This is a genomic window from Mesorhizobium jarvisii (assembly GCF_003601985.1).
GTDB classification, from domain to species: Bacteria; Pseudomonadota; Alphaproteobacteria; order Rhizobiales; family Rhizobiaceae; genus Mesorhizobium; species Mesorhizobium jarvisii.
The window spans coordinates 85,580-104,021 of sequence record NZ_QZXA01000012.1 but is presented as its reverse complement, the minus strand read 5'-3'; the positions used below and the strand labels follow the sequence as shown (position 1 = coordinate 104,021).

Here is an 18,442-nt window from a genome sequence, read left to right as displayed (position 1 = left end):
GCGATCTCGGTCTTACTTGGGCTCGTCGGCGTCGGGTTCTTCCTCGTCGTCGCGGGCCTTGATGACATAGGCGCCCTTCAGCCAGCGGTTGAGGTCGATGTCCTTGCAGCGGGCCGAGCAGAACGGAAAGGTGTCGCGCGCCGACGGCTTGCCGCATTCGGGGCAGGGGCGCTTTGGCCGCAGCGGCGTGACTTTGGAGTCGGAATTCATGGCCGTGCGGTCAGCCAGTTCTGATGGATCTTGAAGCCTTCGCCCGATAGCAGGGCCACCGTCTCATAGAGCGGCAGGCCGACGATGTTGGTGTAGGAGCCGACCAGCTTGACGACGAACGAGCCGGCGAGACCCTGGACGGCATAGCCGCCGGCCTTGCCGCGCCATTCGCCCGAGGCGACATAGGCTTCGATCTCCTCGCGCGGCAGCCGCTTGAAACGCACCCGCGTCTCGACCAGCCGCTGGCGCAGCTTGCCGCCCGGTGTGATCAGGCAGATGCCGGAATAGACCCGGTGAGAGCGGCCGGACAGCAGCCCGAGACAGTTGGCGGCATCGTCCAGCGTTTCGGCCTTGGGCAGGATGCGCCGCCCGACCGCGACCACCGTGTCGGCGGCCAGAACGAAGCTTGGCGCATAGTCCGTCTCGGTCTTCAGCGAGGCGAACGCCTTCTCGGCTTTTTCCGTCGATAGCCGCTTGGCCAGCGAGCGCGGATGCTCCGCACGCAGCGGCGTTTCGTCGATATCGGCTGGCATGATACGGTCCGGCTCGATGCCGGCCTGCTGCAACAGTTCGATGCGGCGCGGCGAACCCGAAGCAAGCACCAGCTTCTGCAAAATGCTCATCGCGGACCAGTCAGGCTTGATCTTACTTGAAGCGGTAGGTGATGCGGCCCTTGGTCAGGTCGTATGGCGTCATCTCGACCAGAACCTTGTCGCCGGTCAGCACGCGGATGCGGTTCTTGCGCATGCGGCCGGCCGTATGGGCGATGATCTCGTGTTCGTTTTCGAGCTTCACCCGGAACATCGCGTTCGGCAACAATTCCGTCACGACACCCGGAAACTCGAGGACTTCTTCCTTCGGCATTCGATACCTTTGCTTGGATGGCAGTTCCAGCGCCCCGGCTGGAATTTCGGCGGAACCTATATGATAATCGTCCGCTTGTGAACACGCTTAATCCGTCGCGTTTTTTGCCTCTGAAGCCAAGAAACGTCGGCTTATGCGCAACTTCAGCCGCTCGCGCACCTCGCGGTAGGCCGCCATGATCTGTTCGCGCGTGCCGCTGGCGCCAGTCGGGTCCTGTGTCGGCCAGTATTCGACCTCGACGGCGAGCGAGCGGGTGAGTTCCAGCGCGGCATGGTGCGCTTCCGGCGCCAGCGTCACGATCAGGTCGAAATAGTCGTCCTCGAGATCGTCCAGCGTTCTGGGATGACGCTCGCCCAGCGACAGGCCCTCCTCCGCCAGCACGGCATCGACGAATGGGTCGCGCTCGCCGGCGCGCACGCCGGCCGAAGCGACGAAGATAGTGGCGGGCAGCATCCGGCGCGCCAGTTGCTCGGCCATTGGCGAGCGCACGGCATTCATGCCGCACACGAACAGGATCGAGCGGGGCAGGGCGCCGGGTGCCAGGGCTAGCCCCGCCAGTGCAGCACGCAGACCAGCGTAAACAGCCGGCGCGCCGTGTCGAAGTCGATGTCGATCTTGCCGGACAGCCGGTCCATCAGCGTCTGCGAACCTTCATTGTGCAAGCCGCGCCGGCCCATGTCGATCGCCTCGATATGGCTCGGCGTCGAGGAGCGGATGGCGTCGTAGTAGCTTTCGCAGATCATGTAGTAATCCTTGACGATGCGCCTGAGCGGCGTCAGCGACAGGATGTGGGTGACCACCGGGGTACCGTCCTCGCGGGTAACGGCAAAGACCAGACGCTGCTCGGCCAGCGACAGTTTCAGCCGGTAGGGGCCGGCCCCGCTGTCGTTGACGGGCTGAAAACTGTTCTCCTCGATCAGGTCGAAGATCGCCACTGCCCGCTCATGCTCGACATCGGGCGTCGAACGGCCGATCGATTCATCGAGTTCGACATCGATCAGTTTTGCGCGGGTTTGATCGGAGCCCGTCATCTCGGCCTACATGTTCAGCCGGATGGCGACGGAGCGGCCATGCGCGTCGAGCCCTTCCGCCTCGGCGAGCGCGATCGCCGCTGGCGCGAGCACGCGCAATTGCTCCGGCCCGAGTTTCAAGATCGAGGTGCGCTTGACGAAATCGAGCACGGACAGGCCTGACGAGAAGCGCGCCGAGCGTGCCGTCGGCAGCACGTGGTTGGAGCCGCCGACATAGTCGCCGATGGCTTCCGGCGTGTGGCGCCCGAGAAAGACGGCGCCGGCATTGCGCATCCGCGACAGGAAACCTTCGGCATCGTCGATGGCCAGTTCGACATGTTCGGCGGCGATGCGGTCGACCAGCGGCAGCGCGGCCTCGATAGTCGCGACCTCGATCACCGCGCCGAAATCGCGCCAGCTCGCCGCTGCCGTTTCACCGCGCGGCAGGGTCTGCAATTGCCGTTCGACCGCCTGTTCGACCGCCTTGCCGAAGGCCGGATCGTCGGTGATCAGGATCGATTGCGCCGACACATCGTGTTCGGCCTGGGCGAGCAGATCGGCGGCGATCCAGTCGGGATTGTTGCTGCCGTCGGCCACCACGAGCACTTCCGAGGGGCCGGCGATCATGTCGATGCCGACCGTGCCGAACACCTGGCGTTTGGCCGCCGCGACATAGGCATTGCCCGGTCCGACGATCTTGGCAACCGGCTTTATGGTCTCTGTGCCATAGGCAAGGGCAGCGATCGCATGCGCGCCGCCGACGCGGTAGATTTCGGTCACGCCTGATATGTCGGCCGCCACCAGCACCAGCGGATTGATGATGCCACCCGGCGCCGGCACCACCATGACAACGCGCTCGACGCCGGCCACCCGGGCCGGCACGGCGTTCATCAGCACCGAGCTTGGATAGCTCGCCGTGCCGCCCGGCACATAGAGCCCAACCGCCTCGATCGCTGTCCAGCGCCAGCCGAGCTCGACGCCGGCGGCATCCGTGTAGCGATCGTCCTTCGGCCGCTGCCGCTCGTGGTGGGAGCGGATGCGATCGCGCGCGAATTCGAGCGCTTCGATCGCCTTTGGATCGGCCGTCTCGTAAGCGGCCGCAATGTCTTGCTTCGACACGGCAATGCCGAGGCTCTTCAAATCGGCCCGATCGTATCGTTGCGTATAGTCGATCAGTGCCGCGTCACCTTCGGCGCGCACACGCGCGATGATCTGGCGAACCCCTGCGTCGACGTCCTCGGACACTTCCCGCTTGGTCGTCAGGAAAGCGGCGAAGCGCTGCTCGAAATCGGCGTCGGACTGGCGAAGCGTGATGGCCATGGGCGCTCAAGCCTTGTGGATGGGGCGCGACGTGGCTTCCCACGCGCCGCCTATGTCGGCAAGGCGGGCCTCGATGCATTCGACATCGAGCATGATGGTGCCGCCGCCCGAAAAGATGAGTTCGACGATGCCGGCCGGCTTGCTGATCTCGATGAAGCTGATCGCCAGCAGGGACAGCACCTCGGCCGGCTTGTCGCGGGCAATGCCATTGGTTTTGGCGCCCAGCACCCGGTCGAAATGCAGCACGGCCTGCCGCCGCTCATTGTGCTGGCGGAACAGACCCGACTTCGCCTCCCAGACGAAACGGTTCATGGTCAGCACAAAACGCTTGGCCGCAGGCAGGAATTCGAGGTCCGACACCTTCATCACGGCGTCCTGGACATGGGCCGAGACGATGCTCAGATCCTGGTCGTCGAGCGCGATAAGCTTGAGGGCCATGCGGGATTTGTACCTAAGGTTGGTTTCAGCCCTCTGTTAGGCGGTCTTTCCGGCCGGTGCAACCGCGACACGACTTCCGCCCGAGGCAATTGCCTCGGCTTTGCGGTGCTGGCAGGGGGATGAAGGCCGCCCGGGCAGCCTCCGTCCGAAGCTGCCGCCGTTCGATCGTCAGGCGGAAATGCGCTCGATCACCGCGCCGCAATTGGACAGTTTTTCCTCCAGCCGCTCGAAGCCGCGGTCGAGGTGGTAGACGCGGTTGACCGTGGTCTCGCCTTCGGCGGCGAGGCCGGCGATGACCAGCGAGACGGAAGCGCGAAGGTCGGTGGCCATGACCGGCGCACCTTTCAGCTTCGCCACGCCGTCGACGATCGCCGTCTGGCCCGAAAGCGTGATGTGGGCGCCGAGCCGGGCCAGTTCCTGGACGTGCATGAAGCGGTTCTCGAAGATCGTCTCGGTGATGCGCGACTTGCCCTTGGCCATGGTCATCAGGCCCATGAACTGCGCCTGCAGATCGGTCGGGAAGGCCGGGAAGGGCGCCGTCGTCACGTCGACCGGCGAAATGCCGGCGCCGTTGCGCTTCACGCGGATGCCGGAATTGGTCTGGGTGATCTCGGCACCCGTCTGCGAAATCACGTCCAGCGCGGTCTGCAACAGTTCCGGCCGCGCGCCTTCGAGCACGACGTCGCCGCCCGTCATGGCGACCGCCATGGCATAGGTGCCGGTCTCGATGCGGTCGGGAATGACGCGCACGCGCGCGCCCGACAGCGATTCGACACCGTCGATGGTGATGGTCGGTGTGCCGGCGCCGGAAATCCTGGCGCCCATGGCGTTGAGGCATTCGGCGAGGTTAACGATTTCAGGCTCGCAGGCGGCGTTTTCCAGCACTGTCTCGCCCTTGGCCAGCGAAGCCGCCATCATCAGCACATGGGTGGCGCCGACCGAGACCTTGGGGAAGACATAGCGGTTGCCGACCAGGCGGCCATTCTTGGTCTTGGCGATGACATAGCCGGTGTCGACGTCGAGATCGGCGCCAAGCGCCTGCAGGCCTTCGAGGAACAGGTCGACCGGGCGCGTGCCGATGGCGCAGCCGCCGGGCAGCGATACCTTGGCCTCGCCCATGCGGGCCAGTAGCGGGCCGATCACCCAGAATGAAGCCCGCATCTTCGACACCAGCTCGTAGGGCGCCGTCGTGTCGACGATGTTGCGTGCGGAGAAGTTGATGGTGCGCGAATAGCCTTCATTCTGCTTCTCGCGGCGGCCATTGACCGAGTAATCGACGCCGTGATTGCCGAGGATGCGGATCAGCTGCTCGACATCGGCCAGATGCGGCACGTTTTCCAGCGTCAGCGTGTCGTCGGTCAGCAGCGAGGCGATCATCAGCGGCAAAGCGGCGTTTTTCGCGCCCGAGATCGGAATGCTCCCGGCAAGCTTGTTGCCGCCGACAATTCTGATGCGATCCATTGGAGAATGTCCCTCTCGGCCAAAAAGGCCGGTTCAATCGTTTGAGTATCGGCCCGTCTAGACCATTGGCCGGTGTGGTTCAAGAAATAGGATTTCCACGCATCCGGGCCAAGAGTGGCCGATTTGAGTTAATCTTTCCGTATTTCCTGGGCCGCACCGAGCCCGTCCGGCCTCTGGTCGGCTTCACCCGTGCGGCGCGAGCGCGACTGCGCCTTGCGCTTCTGCAGATTGGCGCGCAATTGCTCGGCGAGCCGGTCCTTGCGGTCCGTGCCGCCCTTTTTCGGTGATATCGTCTTGTCGCTCATCGTCCCGTCCCGGCCGACGACCCGGCCAAACCTGCCGTTCAGGGATAGCCAACATTGTGGCGCCGCCATGTCATTGAAAGCTATTCGGCAAAGGCTTTCACAGAAGCGTTGTTCTTGGCCTTGCGCTTGCCGGTTCGATATGGCAGAAGCCCCGCCATCAGCGGCTGCGGTAGCTCAGTGGTAGAGCACTCCCTTGGTAAGGGAGAGGTCGAGAGTTCAATCCTCTCTCGCAGCACCATCCTATCCCTTTGAAATCGCTCCAACCCTTGACAAAGAAGGCCTTCTGTCCATTCTGACGTTACAAATTGTGTAACAAATGGACGGAAGTTATGGCTGGACGTGATCGAAATCTCCTTAATCGAGACGGTCGCTACTTTGCTCGGCTTGTAGTCCCTAGGGACCTTCGGCCCTTCATGAACGGCAAGACAGAGCTCCGAACAGCGCTTGGGCCTGATTATAGGACGGCACTGAAAGCTCTACCAGGCGCGGTCGCCGCCCTTCAGCATAAGATCGCCCTCGGCGAGCGCCGTGCTGCGGAAGCGGGCGATCGACCCGTCGCGATCGGCCGCTACCCGTTGTCGTTCGACCAGATCGCCCTCCGCAATTACAACGATCGGCTTGCTCAAGATGAGCGGCTCAGAAATGCCGATCCGCAGTGGGCCTCCGCCTCTATTGACGATGGCAACGTAGCCCAGTTGCGACGGGGCATGGCCGGTCAATTGAACGATCGGGATCTTGCCGAATTGGTCAAAAATCGGATTGACCGTTTCCGGGCGATCGGAAACACCACTGCCGAGTTTGGAACCGAAGAGTGGCGCACACTGGCGCGTGCGATCTGCATTTCCGAATACGAGGCCCTATCCCGTGTCGCCGAAAGGGATGAGGGCGATTTCACAGGCAAGCCGACCCACCCCCTCATCGCCGAGACGAAGCCGATTGATGATGAACTACCCCCCGTTCCGCTGAAGGGATTGCTGGCGGATTATATCAAGTCACGCAAGGCAGTTGGAAAGGGGAGGGAGGCCGAAAGGCGCTGGACGCCGGTGTTTGCTAACCTGGCCCAATTCATTGGCCATAATGATGCGCGACGCCTTACAAAGCAGAACCTCTTGGAATGGCGTGATGCGCGATTGACGACGCTGTCTGCAAAGACGGTTGCTGACGTTGACTTGGCGTCGGTGCGCACCGTCTTGTCGTGGGCCGTTAATAACGACCGCCTGGAATCGAATGTCGCCGAGCGGGTTCGGCAGGACGCGCCGAAAAAGCACCTCAGCCGCGAGAAGGGTTTTACGCTGCCTGAAGCGACTGCCATTCTCCGAAAGGCCCGCGACTACGTTCCAGCCAAAACTGACAACGCCCGAACCACCGAAGCGTCACAGACAACAGCGGCGAAGAGATGGTCTCCCCTCCTGTGTGCTTTCACCGGCGCGCGCATTGCCGAAATCACCCAGCTACGAAAGCAAGACTTCCGCAAGGAAGGTGAGACCTATGTCATGCGGATCACCCCGGAGGCTGGCACGGTGAAGGCGGGTGGCTACAGGGACGTGCCGCTGCATCTGCAACTGGTCGAAATGGGCTTTGCGGATTTCGTCGATGCTGCTCAAGAAGGCCCACTGTTTCATACAAATCGTAAGGATGGGATCTCCGCGGCACGCACCGTCGCCGGTCGCGTGAGCCAGTGGCTTCAGTCCCTGGAGGTAATCCCCGAAGGCGTTAGCCCGAACCATGGCTGGCGGCATCGTTTCAAAACGGTTGGGCGGGAGCTGGGAATCTCCGGTCGGACTCTTGATGCGATACAGGGCCATGCAGTAAGGACCGCCGGTGACCATTATGGCGACGTGACAATTGCCGCAAAGAAGGCCGCACTGGACAAATTCCCGCACTACGATTTGTCCTCGTAGACATTTGCCGCGGCCCTCAGTTCACCAAAAATGATGTTCGCGCTAGCCATAAGCCGCGCGTGAGAACAGGACCTAAGGAAGCAGCACCAGTGGAACCGCCTGCTTACGTCTCTGCCTCCTTCAGCGCGTCGTTGTGCGCCTGCTGCTCGCGTTCCCATCTTTGGCTCTCGTTGGCTTCCTCTTCGTCCAACTCCTCTCGTCGCTGTGCGATAGAGTCCATGGTGTTGTTATGGCGGTTCCGAGCCCGCTCGAAAGCGGCATTCGCCTTGGCGACCAACCGCTCGCTTTGCTTACGTGCACGCTCGCTCTCAGCCTCCGCTTTTGCGCGATCGAGGGCCTCACGTCGTTCTTCCTTTTCGAGAGCGACCGCAGCGTTCCGTTTCGCTTTCTCGTCGGATTTCATCTCGGCTTGTTTGCTGGTGTCCGCGCGCTGCGCACGATCCTGCGGAGCCCGCTGAACCGCCTTGGGTGCTTTAGGAAGCACAGCCTTCTCAGTGAATTCCCCTAGCGATCCGACCGGCCGCCGCAACACCACGCCTGGCGCGCCCATTGTTGCTGCCACGACTTTGGGGTCTACCGTCGGTTTCGCGAATCCGCGTTTGAAGATGTCGGGATCGGCACCCCAAGCCTCTGCGGCAGCTTTCATCGATGGTGCTGCGACGGCAAGGTCGAAGAAGCCGATGGAGGTTTGATAGACCTTGAGTTTCTTCGGCATTCGATCGAGACCCTTATATGCGCCACTTCTCGGATAGCGCGGTATGTGGACCTTTGCGCCCGCGAGGGAACAGTGAACACCGCTGCCGGTGCAGAGCAACAGATGGCATCCGTCTTCGGGTCAAAAAGCTGACCACTAAGCCTGCATAGGTCCCGGTCCGCCCCCTTACGATACCCGCTCGGATCTCGCCGGGCGTGGCGTCACGCAGAAAACCGCGTGGCGATCGCTATACAAAACGTTACGCCATATTGCTAGAGAAATAACCCACAAGTCGATCGCTATAACTCTCATCAAGCAGCGCAATTATGCTGTGAAAAGAGAGAGATTTATTATGAAAAAGCAAACAACAACCAAACCTTACTCCGAAACAAGGCTCGCCAAATTCGTCGAAAGGCGAATTCTCGAGCTGAAGCCGCGAAAAACGCAGTCCCTCATCTCAGCCGAGGCCGGTTTCGCGCAACACAACATGTTGACGAACATCAAGGTCGGCAACAGCAAGCTGCCGCTCGATCGGGTCCCGGCTCTGGCCAAGGCACTCGAATGCGATCCCGCTCTGCTCTTCATGATGGCCGTCGAGCAGCTCGGCGGCGACACCACAGAGTTGGCAATCCGGAAGATCTTCGGGACCCTTGTGACCGAAAACGAGACGGCCTGGTTGGAGGAAATTCGAAAGGCTTCCAACTACTCGGACCCGAGCCTGACGTCGAGGGCAAGGGCTGTGCTGCGCGGGATCTTTGGCAAATGACGGACGCCGAAGACGAAATCTCAGTTGTCACCCACCGATGGCGCACCGCAGAGACCTCCATCACGCCAAATGAATTCGCATGGATTGAATTCATCAGACTCGTGAGCGGCGAAACCGACCCAGCTCCGACGTTAGAACGAGTGCAACTGCTTCGGCAGGTGTTTCAGAAATCGAGCAGTTGCCGATGAGCAAGAAGCCATACCTCAATCCACGATGGCTCGGCGCTTCGATCCCGGAAAAGCATTGGCACTTTCATCGTCAGCTACTCATCCGCTACGGCATCGTTCTTGGACCCGGCGAGTTCTCGAACATGGTTCGGGACATCAAGACCGGCTTTGCCAAAGTCATCGAAAAGCGGTCAAAAACGACAGCCATCTATTCTGTCAAAATCGATCGCTTGGGCGAACGCATCTACGTCCTTTCAGACGGCAAGCATATCATCACTGCCTGGCCGCCTGAGAAACGGTTGAACGAAAAGCGACGCCGAATGCGCAAGCGGGACGGCTGACCGTCACGTCCGATCAACCCGTATGCCGGTTCACCAAGTCTTTCGCGCAAAACAGCCGGGGGCATCCCTCAATCCCCCGACTAGACCGTTCCTAAATCAGCGCCGGTTCGGCCAATGCCATGAACCACCGCCCCCGCTTTTCCGAGGTGGATTGGCATAGGCGGGCACCCGCGGCGGATTATCGTCGTCATCCCTCTGACCGCGAGGCAACCAGGAAGTCCTTCTGTTTCTTAAAGCCGCCGATCACAATGAGGGCGGCTAGCCAGTGCTCTCACCTGCAGTTTAGAGCCTTCAAAACCGCTGTGAGTCGGTGCGTCAAGACGTTCGTCCTCCGCAGCCCGGACGGTAAATTCTTACCGTGCTAATCGGGGATACATAGCAAGAGAAGAGTGCAAAAAAGGAAAGGGGAGCTCTTTGCGGAGCTCCCCTTGACGCCTAGATCTGATCTGCTGGAGCCCGTAATGGGCTCTAACTACTGACCCATGCCGAACTTGTAGGTCAGCCGGGCCATCACGGCATCGACCTTTGCCTTGGTGCGATAGGTCTCGGGATTAGCACCGAGGGTGCCGTCATCGAACACGTTGTTGCCCGTGCTCGTCTTATGGCCGAGGTCAACGTGGGTGTAGTCCACGCCAAGCGAGAGGTTATTGGTGAGGGCATAGTCGATGCCGGCGCCGAGCGCATAGCCGTTCTGCCACTCATTCTTCTCGTAGGTCACGAGGGCGTCGTTGTCTCGGGCGCGGAAATCCACCTTGCCGCCTGCATAACCCGCCTTGGCGTAGATCAGCACGCGATCGAAGGCGTAGCCGACGCGACCGACGACCGTGGCGTAGTTCGAGATTTTGGCGGACTCGGTGTCGCTGTCCGGGAAGTAAGGGCTGGTGATGGTCTTCTTTATGCCCGTCGCCGTCCAGGTAGCCTCGCCGCCCAGAACCCATTGGCCCCACTGCCACTGCGCGCCGGCATGAATACCGCCAGCCACGGCGCCCTTGTTGAAGTCGAAGCCTTCGGTGCCGGCCGGCACGGCGTCGGTGAAGAACCCACCGTTCGGCTCGGTTACGTCCGTTGCCGTGATGTCGCCATTGGCAAAGCCGACATGGCCGCCGACATAGAAACCGCTCCAGTCGTAGGTCGACCCCGCGATCGGTGCCGCCACCATGTCGGCTGCCGAGGCCGTGCTTGCCGACAGGGCGGCACCAACCAGAACTACAAGGAATTTATTCACGTATTTCTCCCAAACCAAGTAAACCCCTCATCCACGACAATAGCCGGGACGGTGTTAAAAGTGCGTGATGTATTTGCAACTATCTTTATTTTGCCTTGGACCAACCTGGTATCGACCACTGTGCCTACACTTGCCTGACACCTTCAAAAGTTAGTAAACGCTAATATAATGTTTGTAGAGCACCCGCGCCGAGATCTGTCAGAACTCTCCGTATTCGGTTAGCCGCTCAATTCCCATTTCGGGAGACAGGTTCTCGTAGTGTATTCGCCGTGGTGCAGGGCGCGCCGGATCGCCGTCAGCGCAGCCCTTGCCTCTTCCTCATTGGCGTGGACCTTGTCCTTGGTCTAGAGCGGGTTGTCGAACGCATCGGAGAACCGCCGGCGCAAGATCGGTGAGCCGCACCTACACATAAGCTAGAAGGTGCCGTGCTCATGATCTGCCAATGCGAATCCCCAGGAACCAACCAACATCCCTGTATGGGCAAAATGCCCCAGAACGTTGCCCTTGGAAAAAGCGATGTCCTAGGAAAAATAGCGGTTTATCTATCCGGATGCGTCCTGGCGCCACCAAGATCTGAAAAACGGAAGCGCCTCTCCTCATGGGATGCAGTCGACTTCAAGCCTGACGGTTGGCGCCGGCAACCAGCAGGTCAACCATTCCCCAGGCCAGGTCCATCCCCACCCAGGCCACGGTTTACGCCGATGTAAACCACTTCCTGTAAAGTCATCATTCGCCACATGACAACTAGTTTCCACTAAGTTGGCATCCGGTTGACAAACCAACCCCCGAATTTAATTTTTCGCACTCCCGCAACCAGACGAACGCACCCCTAAAACTGACAGGCAAGCTCACCAGCAGCAGACGACACACTCCAACGTCGAGAGACAGCGGCCAGACCGCGAATAGCAGTCACAGCGCTTCCCTGATGCCAGCTACCTCGAAGAGCTACCAGCCTAGGCAACGCTAAAGAGCCCAAGGGCTAAATAGCGATTCAACGACTACGCTCAATAGAGCTCCCGAGCCAGATAGACGCTTATCTAATATGGAGGCCCAACCGAGTCATCGCGTAGAGACGAGCACCCACAGCGCGCGCTTAAAGACCAAGTAGCACCGGTGCCTGTGCGAGTGAGCGAATAGATCAGTGGTCAGGAATTCGACAGTTGATTGGACAAATACGCGCCTTGGTTGTCCACGGCCTTCCGGTGATTTCCTTGGGCGCGCCCAACCATGGCTCGTCGCACTGATCCGGTCGTCGGCCGCAGCGAACAGGTCGACGCCATCATTTGCTTCAGGAAAGTGACAACCCCGACGAACAGGCCGGATGGTTTTCGCTATAACCCTCACCAGCAAAAAAAGACCGGCCGGCGTCTCCCAAACGCGACCGGTCTTATCAGATGGTGATGTGATGGATTATAGCGGTTCCGCGCCTGGTTGCCAGGCGCATATTCAGAACACAAGCGGCGACAATGACGACTTCGACACCCTCAGTGACGATGATCTAAACGCACTCAACGCCCTCGAAGCAGAGGAGCGGGTTGACAACAAAGTAAAGAGAACACGTGTCAAATCCGTCTATCGCGACGCTCTGTTTCGCCCGCTTTTCCAAGCGGTTGCGGAGTTAGACAAGCTGCGTTCGACTGGAGGGACTTCAGTTACTTACGCTACACCCTCTCACCCTCTGTTCCCTGTCCTTCACATAATCAACGACCACATGCCCTCCAGCACACCCTACAAGCACGAGAACCTGACCGATGCAGAAGAGCGTCGACAGGCCCGGTTCTGGCGCGACTATGATGTGATCGTCAACGGCCTGCGCAAGCACGTTGTCCCGGCGCCCTGGCGCGACCTGAGTGATCCTGCTCGGCTGGAGTGGTTCCACCATGCTCTTCGATCACAAGGAGAGGTGCAGGCCTTCACGCTGCGCCTGTCCGACGACGTCGAGGCGAGCGCTAGGGGACAGGGATCAACTGCCGGGTGGCTGTCTAAGCGTATCGCCAGGCAGCTGGAAGGATCGCTTGGGCGCAAGGTAGATAGGTGGTTCGCGCTGGAGGTCTCGGATCACAATAAGCTGCATCTGCATGGCGAGCTTCAGATTACGTCTGATGAGGCTAAGGCGGCCCGAAAAGCGTTGCGCCTGTCTGGCGGCGAGTGGGTGTCAGTTCGCCAGCATCAGGCCCATACTAAGCAAGATCCAAGCGTCATATGGGCCTTCTATAGCGCCAAGCGTTGGAACCACATCCGGCCGTGGACAAGCTGGCGGCTCGCTCAAATATCCCGGCCCATCAATGGCGATTGGTATTCCGCCACCAAGCCTGTTCGCTCGTTAGCGGCTGAGTTGTATCTTGAGCGGCATAAAGAAGTCATCAAGCTCATGAAAACGCTTTCTCCTTAGAAGAGGGCCACCGGTGCTCGCGAGTGAACCCCCATGGCCGATTAGCGACCTGTCCAAAACATCCCGTTCGCGACCACTCTGTTATCCGATTGCACTGGCGTTCAGTTTCTCGATGGCGTCGACCGAGTAGCGCAGAGGATCGCGCCGCGCGCCCCGCGTCCGAAGACAAGGCTCCCGCGACCAGGTCGTAGCGATCGTCGAGCCGGGCGGCGATGCGGTGCACCGCGCCGATGAAGGCTCCTTCGCCGCCGCCTACCATCCCGAGGCGGATTCGGCCACGCCTTCCAGCGAAACGGTTGCCGCTCATGGCGCTCTCCATTGCTGCGGTCGATCGGGGACGTGGCGGGCGGCCTTGGCGGCCTCCCGCCCGCCATCACGCTGCCGCCCCGCGTTCGGCGATGATCTTGTCGGCGACGCGCCAGGCATTGGCCATGATGGTCAGCGTCGGGTTGGCGCCAGTGCCGGTCGGGAAAGGCGATCCGTCGACTGCGTAGAGGTTCTCGACTTCGTGCGCCCGGCACCATCTGTTGAGCACCGAGGTCGCCCCGTCGTCGCCCATCCGCGCCGTGCCATGCTGGTGCGAGCAATTGCCGGTGACGCGGTCAGCATAGACCTTGCGGATGGTCAAAGCGCCGCTGGCCTCCAGAATGTCGGCACCGCGATCGATCAGGAAGCGTCCCTGGTCGAGATCGTTCTGGTGCGGCTTGATTGTCACGCGCGCGACCGGCAGTCCCCAGGCGTCGACCACCGTTTCGTCGAGGTCTATGCGATTGTCGTGCTGGGGCATGTCGTGCAGCACCATGGCAATCGCCAGCGAATGGCTGAAGTGGTCGCGGTCGTTCTTCTTAGCCTCGGCGCCCCAAGAAGGCGTGCCCGGCATGCGCCAGTTGATGGGCAGCGGGATGCCGACGCCCGCCACCGCGATGTGCCCGCCGGAGACGAAGCCGCGCGATGCGTCATGTTCGTAATGTTGGAAGGTCGAAGCGCTGACATAGCCGCCGCCGGCCCAGGCATAGACCGGATCGTCATAGGTGCCGACCGCTGCCGAATATTCGTGAAACGTAACGTTGCGCCCGACCATGTCGCTGCCATTGGCAACGCCGGTGGGGAAGCGTCCGGACTTCGACAGCAGCATCAGGCGTGCGGTTTCCATCGCGCCGCAGGCAAGAATGAACAGATCAGCCTCCTGCTCTATCGTGTTGCCGTCGGCGTCCTGGTAGATCGCTGCCTTGATGTTGCCTTGGCTGTCCAGAGTAAGTTCGCGAACCACGCAGTCCGGCCGCAGCTCGAAATTGCCGGTTGCAACGGCATCCGGGATGAAAACGTTGAGCGCCGACGAGCGCGTTCCCGTCGGGTCCCCGTGCTGCTGTGCAAAAGCGCTGACCACCGTCGCCTTGCGACCGTTGAAAGGGCGCGACAAGGCGGCCTGCGGCGTCGGGAAGGCGTTCCAGCCAAGCGCGTTGCAGCCCTTGATGAACTTCTGTGCATAGCGCGACATCGGCATTGGCGGACACGGATAGCCGCCCGAGCGGTGCGACTCGAATTTGTTGGCGCCGGGCTGGCCGGACACGCCAAATGCCCATTCTACCTTGAGATAGTAAGGCTCGAGCTCGTCGTAGGTGATCGGCCAGTCGGCAAGGCTGGTGCCCGGCAGGTCGCCGGCCACGGTGCGCAGGCGGAAATCGTTCTCGGTGAAGCGCGGCAACCAACCCTGCCAGTGGACGGTGCCGCCGCCAACCATCTGCGGCACCGGGCAAAACATTTCGGAACGCGCGTCGTCTGAGGCGGTCTCGCGCCAGGTGCGCGGATTGAGGATCGGGTCCGGCCACAGATTGTAGCGATTGATGTTGGCGAGTTCGTCACCGCCAAAGCTTTCCTTCTTCCGCCACGGCCCCTTTTCGAGGGCCACCACCTTGATACCGGCTTCGCAAAGCACCTTTGCTGCGGCGGCGCCGGACGCGCCGGCGCCAATGATCACGACGTCGGTTCTCGCGGGTTTAGTCTTATAGGCCATCGTGGAACTCCCTGACCTTATCGGCTTCGCCGTCGGCGAAATACTGCAGCGTGGTGTAGCGGCCCGTGTGCACATCCTTCAGCGAGGCGGGGCCGGGAAAACCGATCACCTCCCAGCCGATCCGGTTCCTGTTACCGCCATAGATGGGGTCGGCATAAAAACCCTGGCGCGTGTGGGTGACCAGCAACGGCAGGAAATCGAGATCGACCTCCGTTGAGGTCTGCTGCAGCGCGGGTTGGGGCGAAACCGGACCAGCGAGCGCGTCGTTGACGGCGAGCGTCGTCGGCGCACGCGTGCCGGCCTGCTCCAGTTCGTGGAGGATATCGTCCTGCTGCTGTGGCGCCAGCGCGACGAAGTTGGCCGAAAATCTCTCGTGGGCGCGGGCGTCGAGGTCGAGCAGTCCGGCGACATAGCGTTGGCGCATGATTTCGATGCGCTGCATCCAGGCCTTGGCCGATGCGCCTTCGAGAACTTCGAAGCCGGAGCCGTCGGGCTTGGCGAAGATGTAGCCGATACCGGAGAGATAGCGGTCGACAAAGTCCACGCAACCGGCTTCGCGTGCGCCTGGAGTATCGTCGGTTGGAATGATGCGGGCCATCGCGGCCTCCACGGTGGCCCGCTGATGCGGATTGAAGAAGGTGTCAGACATGGCATGTCCCTTGCTGCAACTATCTTTTCGGGTCGACGCGTCGGACCTGCGCACCACAAGCCTGATGCCTGGCAACGCCCAGCCTGTGGTCTCCTCGGTCCCTCTAACGCTTGCGCGTTTGGCTGATGGCGACTGCAATGATGATGATGGCGCCGCGAGCGATCAACTGCTGGCTGAATTCCAGTCCCATCAGCACGAGGCCGTTGTTGATCAGGCCAATCATCAGCGCGCCCATGATAGAGCCGACCACCGTGCCGGCACCACCGAACAGGCTGGTGCCGCCAAGCACGGCTGCGGCGATCACCGAAAGCTCGTCGCCTTCGCCGAACTGGAAGCGGCCGGAATGGAGACGGCCCGCATAGAGCATGCCGGCCAAGGCGGCCGCCACGGACGACAGCATCAGCACGCGGAATTTTATAGAGGCGGTGTTGACCCCGGAGTAGCGTGCCGATGTCTCGTTGCCGCCGGTGGCCAGCACGCGTCGTCCGAACGTGGTGCGGCGAAGCACGATGTGGCCGGCGATGCCGATAATTGCCACCCAGACCAACAGGCTTGGTATCGGGCCGATGTTGCCGGCGCCGAAGACCGCCGCGTAGGGCTTGCTCAGTATGGGGATCGCCGCCGTGCCGCTGATCCACATGGCGACGCCGCGTGCGATGCCCATCATGGCCAGCGTGGTGAGGAACGAGGGAATTCCGATGCCGGTGGTCAGCCAGCCATTGACGGCGCCGACGACGACGCCGGTGCCCAGGCCGTAAAGGATGCCGCCGGGGATGCCGAACTGGTCGATGCCCATTGCAGTGGCGACGGAAGCGAGGCCCGCGACTGCCCCGACCGACAGGTCGATCTCGCCGGTGCTGAGCACAAAGGTCATCGTCACCGAGACCACGGCGATGATCGCGGTCTGACGGATAATGTTCAACAGGTTGTTGGGGTCGAGAAAGCCCCTGTCGCCAAGCGTCGCGGCAAAGACGAGGAAGATAACCACGAAGCCGATATAGATGATGTATTCACGCCAGTTGGCCAGTGCCGAGAATTTGCTGGCTGATGCGGCCGTGTCGGTCATTGGATAATTCCTCCGCGGGCTTCCTGCATGAATTTGTTGAGTTTCTGTTCGGCGTGCTGAAGACTGTCGATCGAGTCCACCTTGGCGGCGTCGTCGAGGTCGTGACGGGCGATGTCGCGCACGACGCGGCCTTCCGACATCACCAGGATTCGATCGCAAGCGGCGAGCAGTTCCTGCAACTCCGACGACAGCACCAGGATTGCCTTGCCGGATTTGGCGAGGTTGCGGATCAGCGTCACGATCTCCGATTTCGAACCAATGTCGATACCGGCGGTTGGTTCGTCGAGGATCAGCACCTCCGGTTCGGTCGCCAGCCATTTGGCGATGACCACCTTCTGCGCATTGCCGCCCGACAGTGTCCTGATGGTCGCCTTGCGCGAGTCGGTCTTGATGCGCAGGCGCTGGATCGAGCTTTCGGCCAGTGCCGCCGACTTGGTGCGATCGACCAATGTCTTGGTCGAAAGGCGATCAAGGTTGGGCAGGTCGATGTTGCTTTCCACCGAATGGAAGGCGACGAATCCCTGCCGTGCGCGATCTTCCGGCACCAGCGCAATGCCGGCGTCGATGGCATCTCGCGGCCTAGCGATCGAAACCACCTTGCCTTTGATCCGGATCTCGCCACTAGTCATCGGCTGGACCCCGGCCAGCACGCGCGCCAACGACGAGCGCCCACTGCCCAGCAGGCCAGCGACGCCGACTACTTCACCGCGGCGAAGCGTCAGATCGATACCGATAGGCTTGCTGGAGCCCGAAAGGCCGCGTGTTTCGAGCAGCACTTCGCCGATCATCGCCGTCTCGCGCACCACGTCGGAGAAGCCGCGAGAGCGTCGGCCGATGATATGGGCGATCATCGATTCCAGCGTGAACTCTGACATCGGCGCGGTGATGATGTGCTTGCCGTCGCGCAAGATGGTAGCGCGGTCGGCGATGCGGAAGATCTCGTCCATACGGTGCGAGACATAGACGATGGCGACGCCCTGGCCGCGAAGCTGGCGCACATAGTCGAAGAGCCGCTCGACCTCGTTCTGCGACAGCGCCGTGGTTGGCTCGTCCAGCACCAAGACCTTGCACGGTTGCGATGTCGCCTTGACGATCTCGGTGAGCTGTCGGTGTCCAGCCGGAATGTCGGAGACCTTGGCGCTGGGGTCAATCTCGACGCCCATGCGCGCGAAAAGCTTTCGCGATTCGGCCACCGCGGTTCTGTCGTCGATGAGCCCGGAGCTGGTCATGATCTCGCGGTTGAGGAAGACATTCTGCGCCACCGTCAGCGTCGGAATCAGGCTCATTTCCTGGAACGCCATAGCGACACCGGCATTGCGCGCGGCCTCGGCGGTGAAGGTGGCTAGCGGCACGCTACCGATCTCGACCGTGCCGGAGGTTGGCGGCTGCACGCCGCGGAGAATTTTCAGGATTGTAGACTTGCCGGCGCCGTTCTCACCGAGCAGCGCGTGCACTTCGCCCGGGCTAACGTCGAGATGAACGTCGTCAAGCGCCCGGACACCGCCGAAACGCATGCTGACATTTCGCATTCGGACGGCTTCGGCTGCGTTGGCAGTGGTCATGACAACACCTGGGGCAAAACAAAGGTTGCGTCGTGTGGGGGATTGGTTCGGCCTGTC

The 18,442-nt window shown here is 61.3% G+C and carries 19 protein-coding genes, 1 tRNA gene and 1 pseudogene; 5 read left to right on the top strand and 16 right to left on the bottom strand.

Annotated elements, in window-relative coordinates; all coding sequences use genetic code 11:
* Positions 1-12: 12 nt before the first annotated feature.
* From yacG to D3242_RS27275, 9 genes are all read right to left on the bottom strand, one after another.
* Positions 13-210: a DNA gyrase inhibitor YacG gene (gene yacG, locus D3242_RS27315; protein ID WP_019860409.1), complete on the bottom strand. Its 198-nt coding sequence runs from the start codon at positions 208-210 to the stop codon at positions 13-15.
* Positions 207-833, bottom strand: a complete 627-nt coding sequence (locus D3242_RS27310; RefSeq protein WP_064980427.1) for a Maf-like protein — start codon at positions 831-833, stop codon at positions 207-209. Before D3242_RS27310 ends, yacG begins: the two co-directional genes overlap by 4 nt.
* A 22-nt stretch (positions 834-855) precedes the next feature.
* The gene (gene infA, locus D3242_RS27305) at positions 856-1,074 is read right to left on the bottom strand and encodes a translation initiation factor IF-1 (RefSeq protein ID WP_006200926.1); all 219 of its coding nucleotides are present in this window, start codon (positions 1,072-1,074) and stop codon (positions 856-858) included.
* Positions 1,075-1,161: 87 nt separating this feature from the next.
* A complete protein-coding gene (locus D3242_RS27300) occupies positions 1,162-1,632 on the bottom strand; it encodes an arsenate-mycothiol transferase ArsC (protein ID WP_080643811.1) in 471 nt (156 codons plus the stop codon).
* Complete coding sequence (locus D3242_RS27295; protein WP_019860406.1) at positions 1,620-2,105, bottom strand: UPF0262 family protein; 486 nt, start codon at positions 2,103-2,105, stop codon at positions 1,620-1,622. The genes D3242_RS27300 and D3242_RS27295 overlap by 13 nt, the downstream gene beginning before the upstream one ends.
* Before the next feature lie 6 nt (positions 2,106-2,111).
* A complete protein-coding gene (gene hisD / locus D3242_RS27290; protein ID WP_019860405.1) occupies positions 2,112-3,404 on the bottom strand; it encodes a histidinol dehydrogenase in 1,293 nt (430 codons plus the stop codon).
* Positions 3,405-3,410: 6 nt separating this feature from the next.
* Positions 3,411-3,842 (bottom strand): DUF2948 family protein, encoded by a 432-nt coding sequence (locus tag D3242_RS27285; RefSeq protein WP_019860404.1) that lies wholly within the window; start codon positions 3,840-3,842, stop codon positions 3,411-3,413.
* A 168-nt stretch (positions 3,843-4,010) separates the two neighbouring features.
* Positions 4,011-5,303: a UDP-N-acetylglucosamine 1-carboxyvinyltransferase gene (gene murA / locus D3242_RS27280; protein WP_010914066.1), complete on the bottom strand. Its 1,293-nt coding sequence runs from the start codon at positions 5,301-5,303 to the stop codon at positions 4,011-4,013.
* A 128-nt stretch (positions 5,304-5,431) separates the two neighbouring features.
* A complete protein-coding gene (locus D3242_RS27275; RefSeq protein WP_019860403.1) occupies positions 5,432-5,677 on the bottom strand; it encodes a hypothetical protein in 246 nt (81 codons plus the stop codon).
* Positions 5,678-5,771: 94 nt separating this feature from the next.
* On the opposite strand from D3242_RS27275, the gene D3242_RS27270 reads away from it, so the two are divergent.
* Together D3242_RS27270 and D3242_RS27265 are read left to right on the top strand one after the other, a co-directional pair.
* A tRNA-Thr gene (locus D3242_RS27270) sits at positions 5,772-5,846 on the top strand.
* Between the two features lie 175 nt (positions 5,847-6,021).
* Positions 6,022-7,509: a site-specific integrase gene (locus D3242_RS27265; protein ID WP_196774161.1), complete on the top strand. Its 1,488-nt coding sequence runs from the start codon at positions 6,022-6,024 to the stop codon at positions 7,507-7,509.
* Positions 7,510-7,612: 103 nt separating this feature from the next.
* On the opposite strand, the gene D3242_RS27260 is transcribed toward D3242_RS27265, so the two are convergent.
* Positions 7,613-8,224 (bottom strand): hypothetical protein, encoded by a 612-nt coding sequence (locus tag D3242_RS27260; protein WP_064980424.1) that lies wholly within the window; start codon positions 8,222-8,224, stop codon positions 7,613-7,615.
* Positions 8,225-8,555: 331 nt separating this feature from the next.
* Between D3242_RS27260 and D3242_RS27255 the strand changes: the two genes are divergently transcribed.
* Positions 8,556-8,969 (top strand): transcriptional regulator, encoded by a 414-nt coding sequence (locus D3242_RS27255; protein WP_064980422.1) that lies wholly within the window; start codon positions 8,556-8,558, stop codon positions 8,967-8,969.
* A 184-nt stretch (positions 8,970-9,153) separates the two neighbouring features.
* Positions 9,154-9,477 carry a hypothetical protein gene (locus D3242_RS27245; RefSeq protein ID WP_064980420.1) on the top strand — a complete coding sequence of 108 codons (324 nt, stop codon included), beginning with the start codon at positions 9,154-9,156 and terminating at the stop codon, positions 9,475-9,477.
* Positions 9,478-9,949: 472 nt separating this feature from the next.
* Here D3242_RS27245 and D3242_RS27240 read toward each other — a convergent pair whose 3' ends face one another.
* Positions 9,950-10,702: an outer membrane protein gene (locus tag D3242_RS27240; RefSeq protein WP_223217868.1), complete on the bottom strand. Its 753-nt coding sequence runs from the start codon at positions 10,700-10,702 to the stop codon at positions 9,950-9,952.
* A gap of 1,405 nt (positions 10,703-12,107) precedes the next feature.
* Here D3242_RS27240 and D3242_RS27235 point away from each other — a divergent pair.
* The gene (locus D3242_RS27235) at positions 12,108-13,094 is read left to right on the top strand and encodes a hypothetical protein (RefSeq protein ID WP_147377493.1); all 987 of its coding nucleotides are present in this window, start codon (positions 12,108-12,110) and stop codon (positions 13,092-13,094) included.
* 121 nt (positions 13,095-13,215) lie between these two features.
* Here the strand turns inward: D3242_RS27235 and D3242_RS34045 are convergent.
* The 5 genes and pseudogenes from D3242_RS34045 to D3242_RS27210 form a co-directional block, all read right to left on the bottom strand.
* Positions 13,216-13,413 (bottom strand): annotated as a pseudogene (locus D3242_RS34045) (gfo/Idh/MocA family oxidoreductase); the annotation flags it as partial.
* A gap of 54 nt (positions 13,414-13,467) precedes the next feature.
* A complete protein-coding gene (locus D3242_RS27225) occupies positions 13,468-15,108 on the bottom strand; it encodes a GMC family oxidoreductase (protein ID WP_064980417.1) in 1,641 nt (546 codons plus the stop codon).
* Positions 15,098-15,757 carry a gluconate 2-dehydrogenase subunit 3 family protein gene (locus tag D3242_RS27220; protein WP_064980416.1) on the bottom strand — a complete coding sequence of 220 codons (660 nt, stop codon included), beginning with the start codon at positions 15,755-15,757 and terminating at the stop codon, positions 15,098-15,100. Before D3242_RS27220 ends, D3242_RS27225 begins: the two co-directional genes overlap by 11 nt.
* Before the next feature lie 103 nt (positions 15,758-15,860).
* Positions 15,861-16,823, bottom strand: a complete 963-nt coding sequence (locus tag D3242_RS27215; RefSeq protein ID WP_064980414.1) for an ABC transporter permease — start codon at positions 16,821-16,823, stop codon at positions 15,861-15,863.
* Entirely contained in the window at positions 16,820-18,352 is a 1,533-nt protein-coding gene (locus D3242_RS27210) for a sugar ABC transporter ATP-binding protein (RefSeq protein WP_223217869.1), read from the bottom strand. The genes D3242_RS27215 and D3242_RS27210 overlap by 4 nt, the downstream gene beginning before the upstream one ends.
* Between the last annotated feature and the right edge of the window lie 90 nt (positions 18,353-18,442).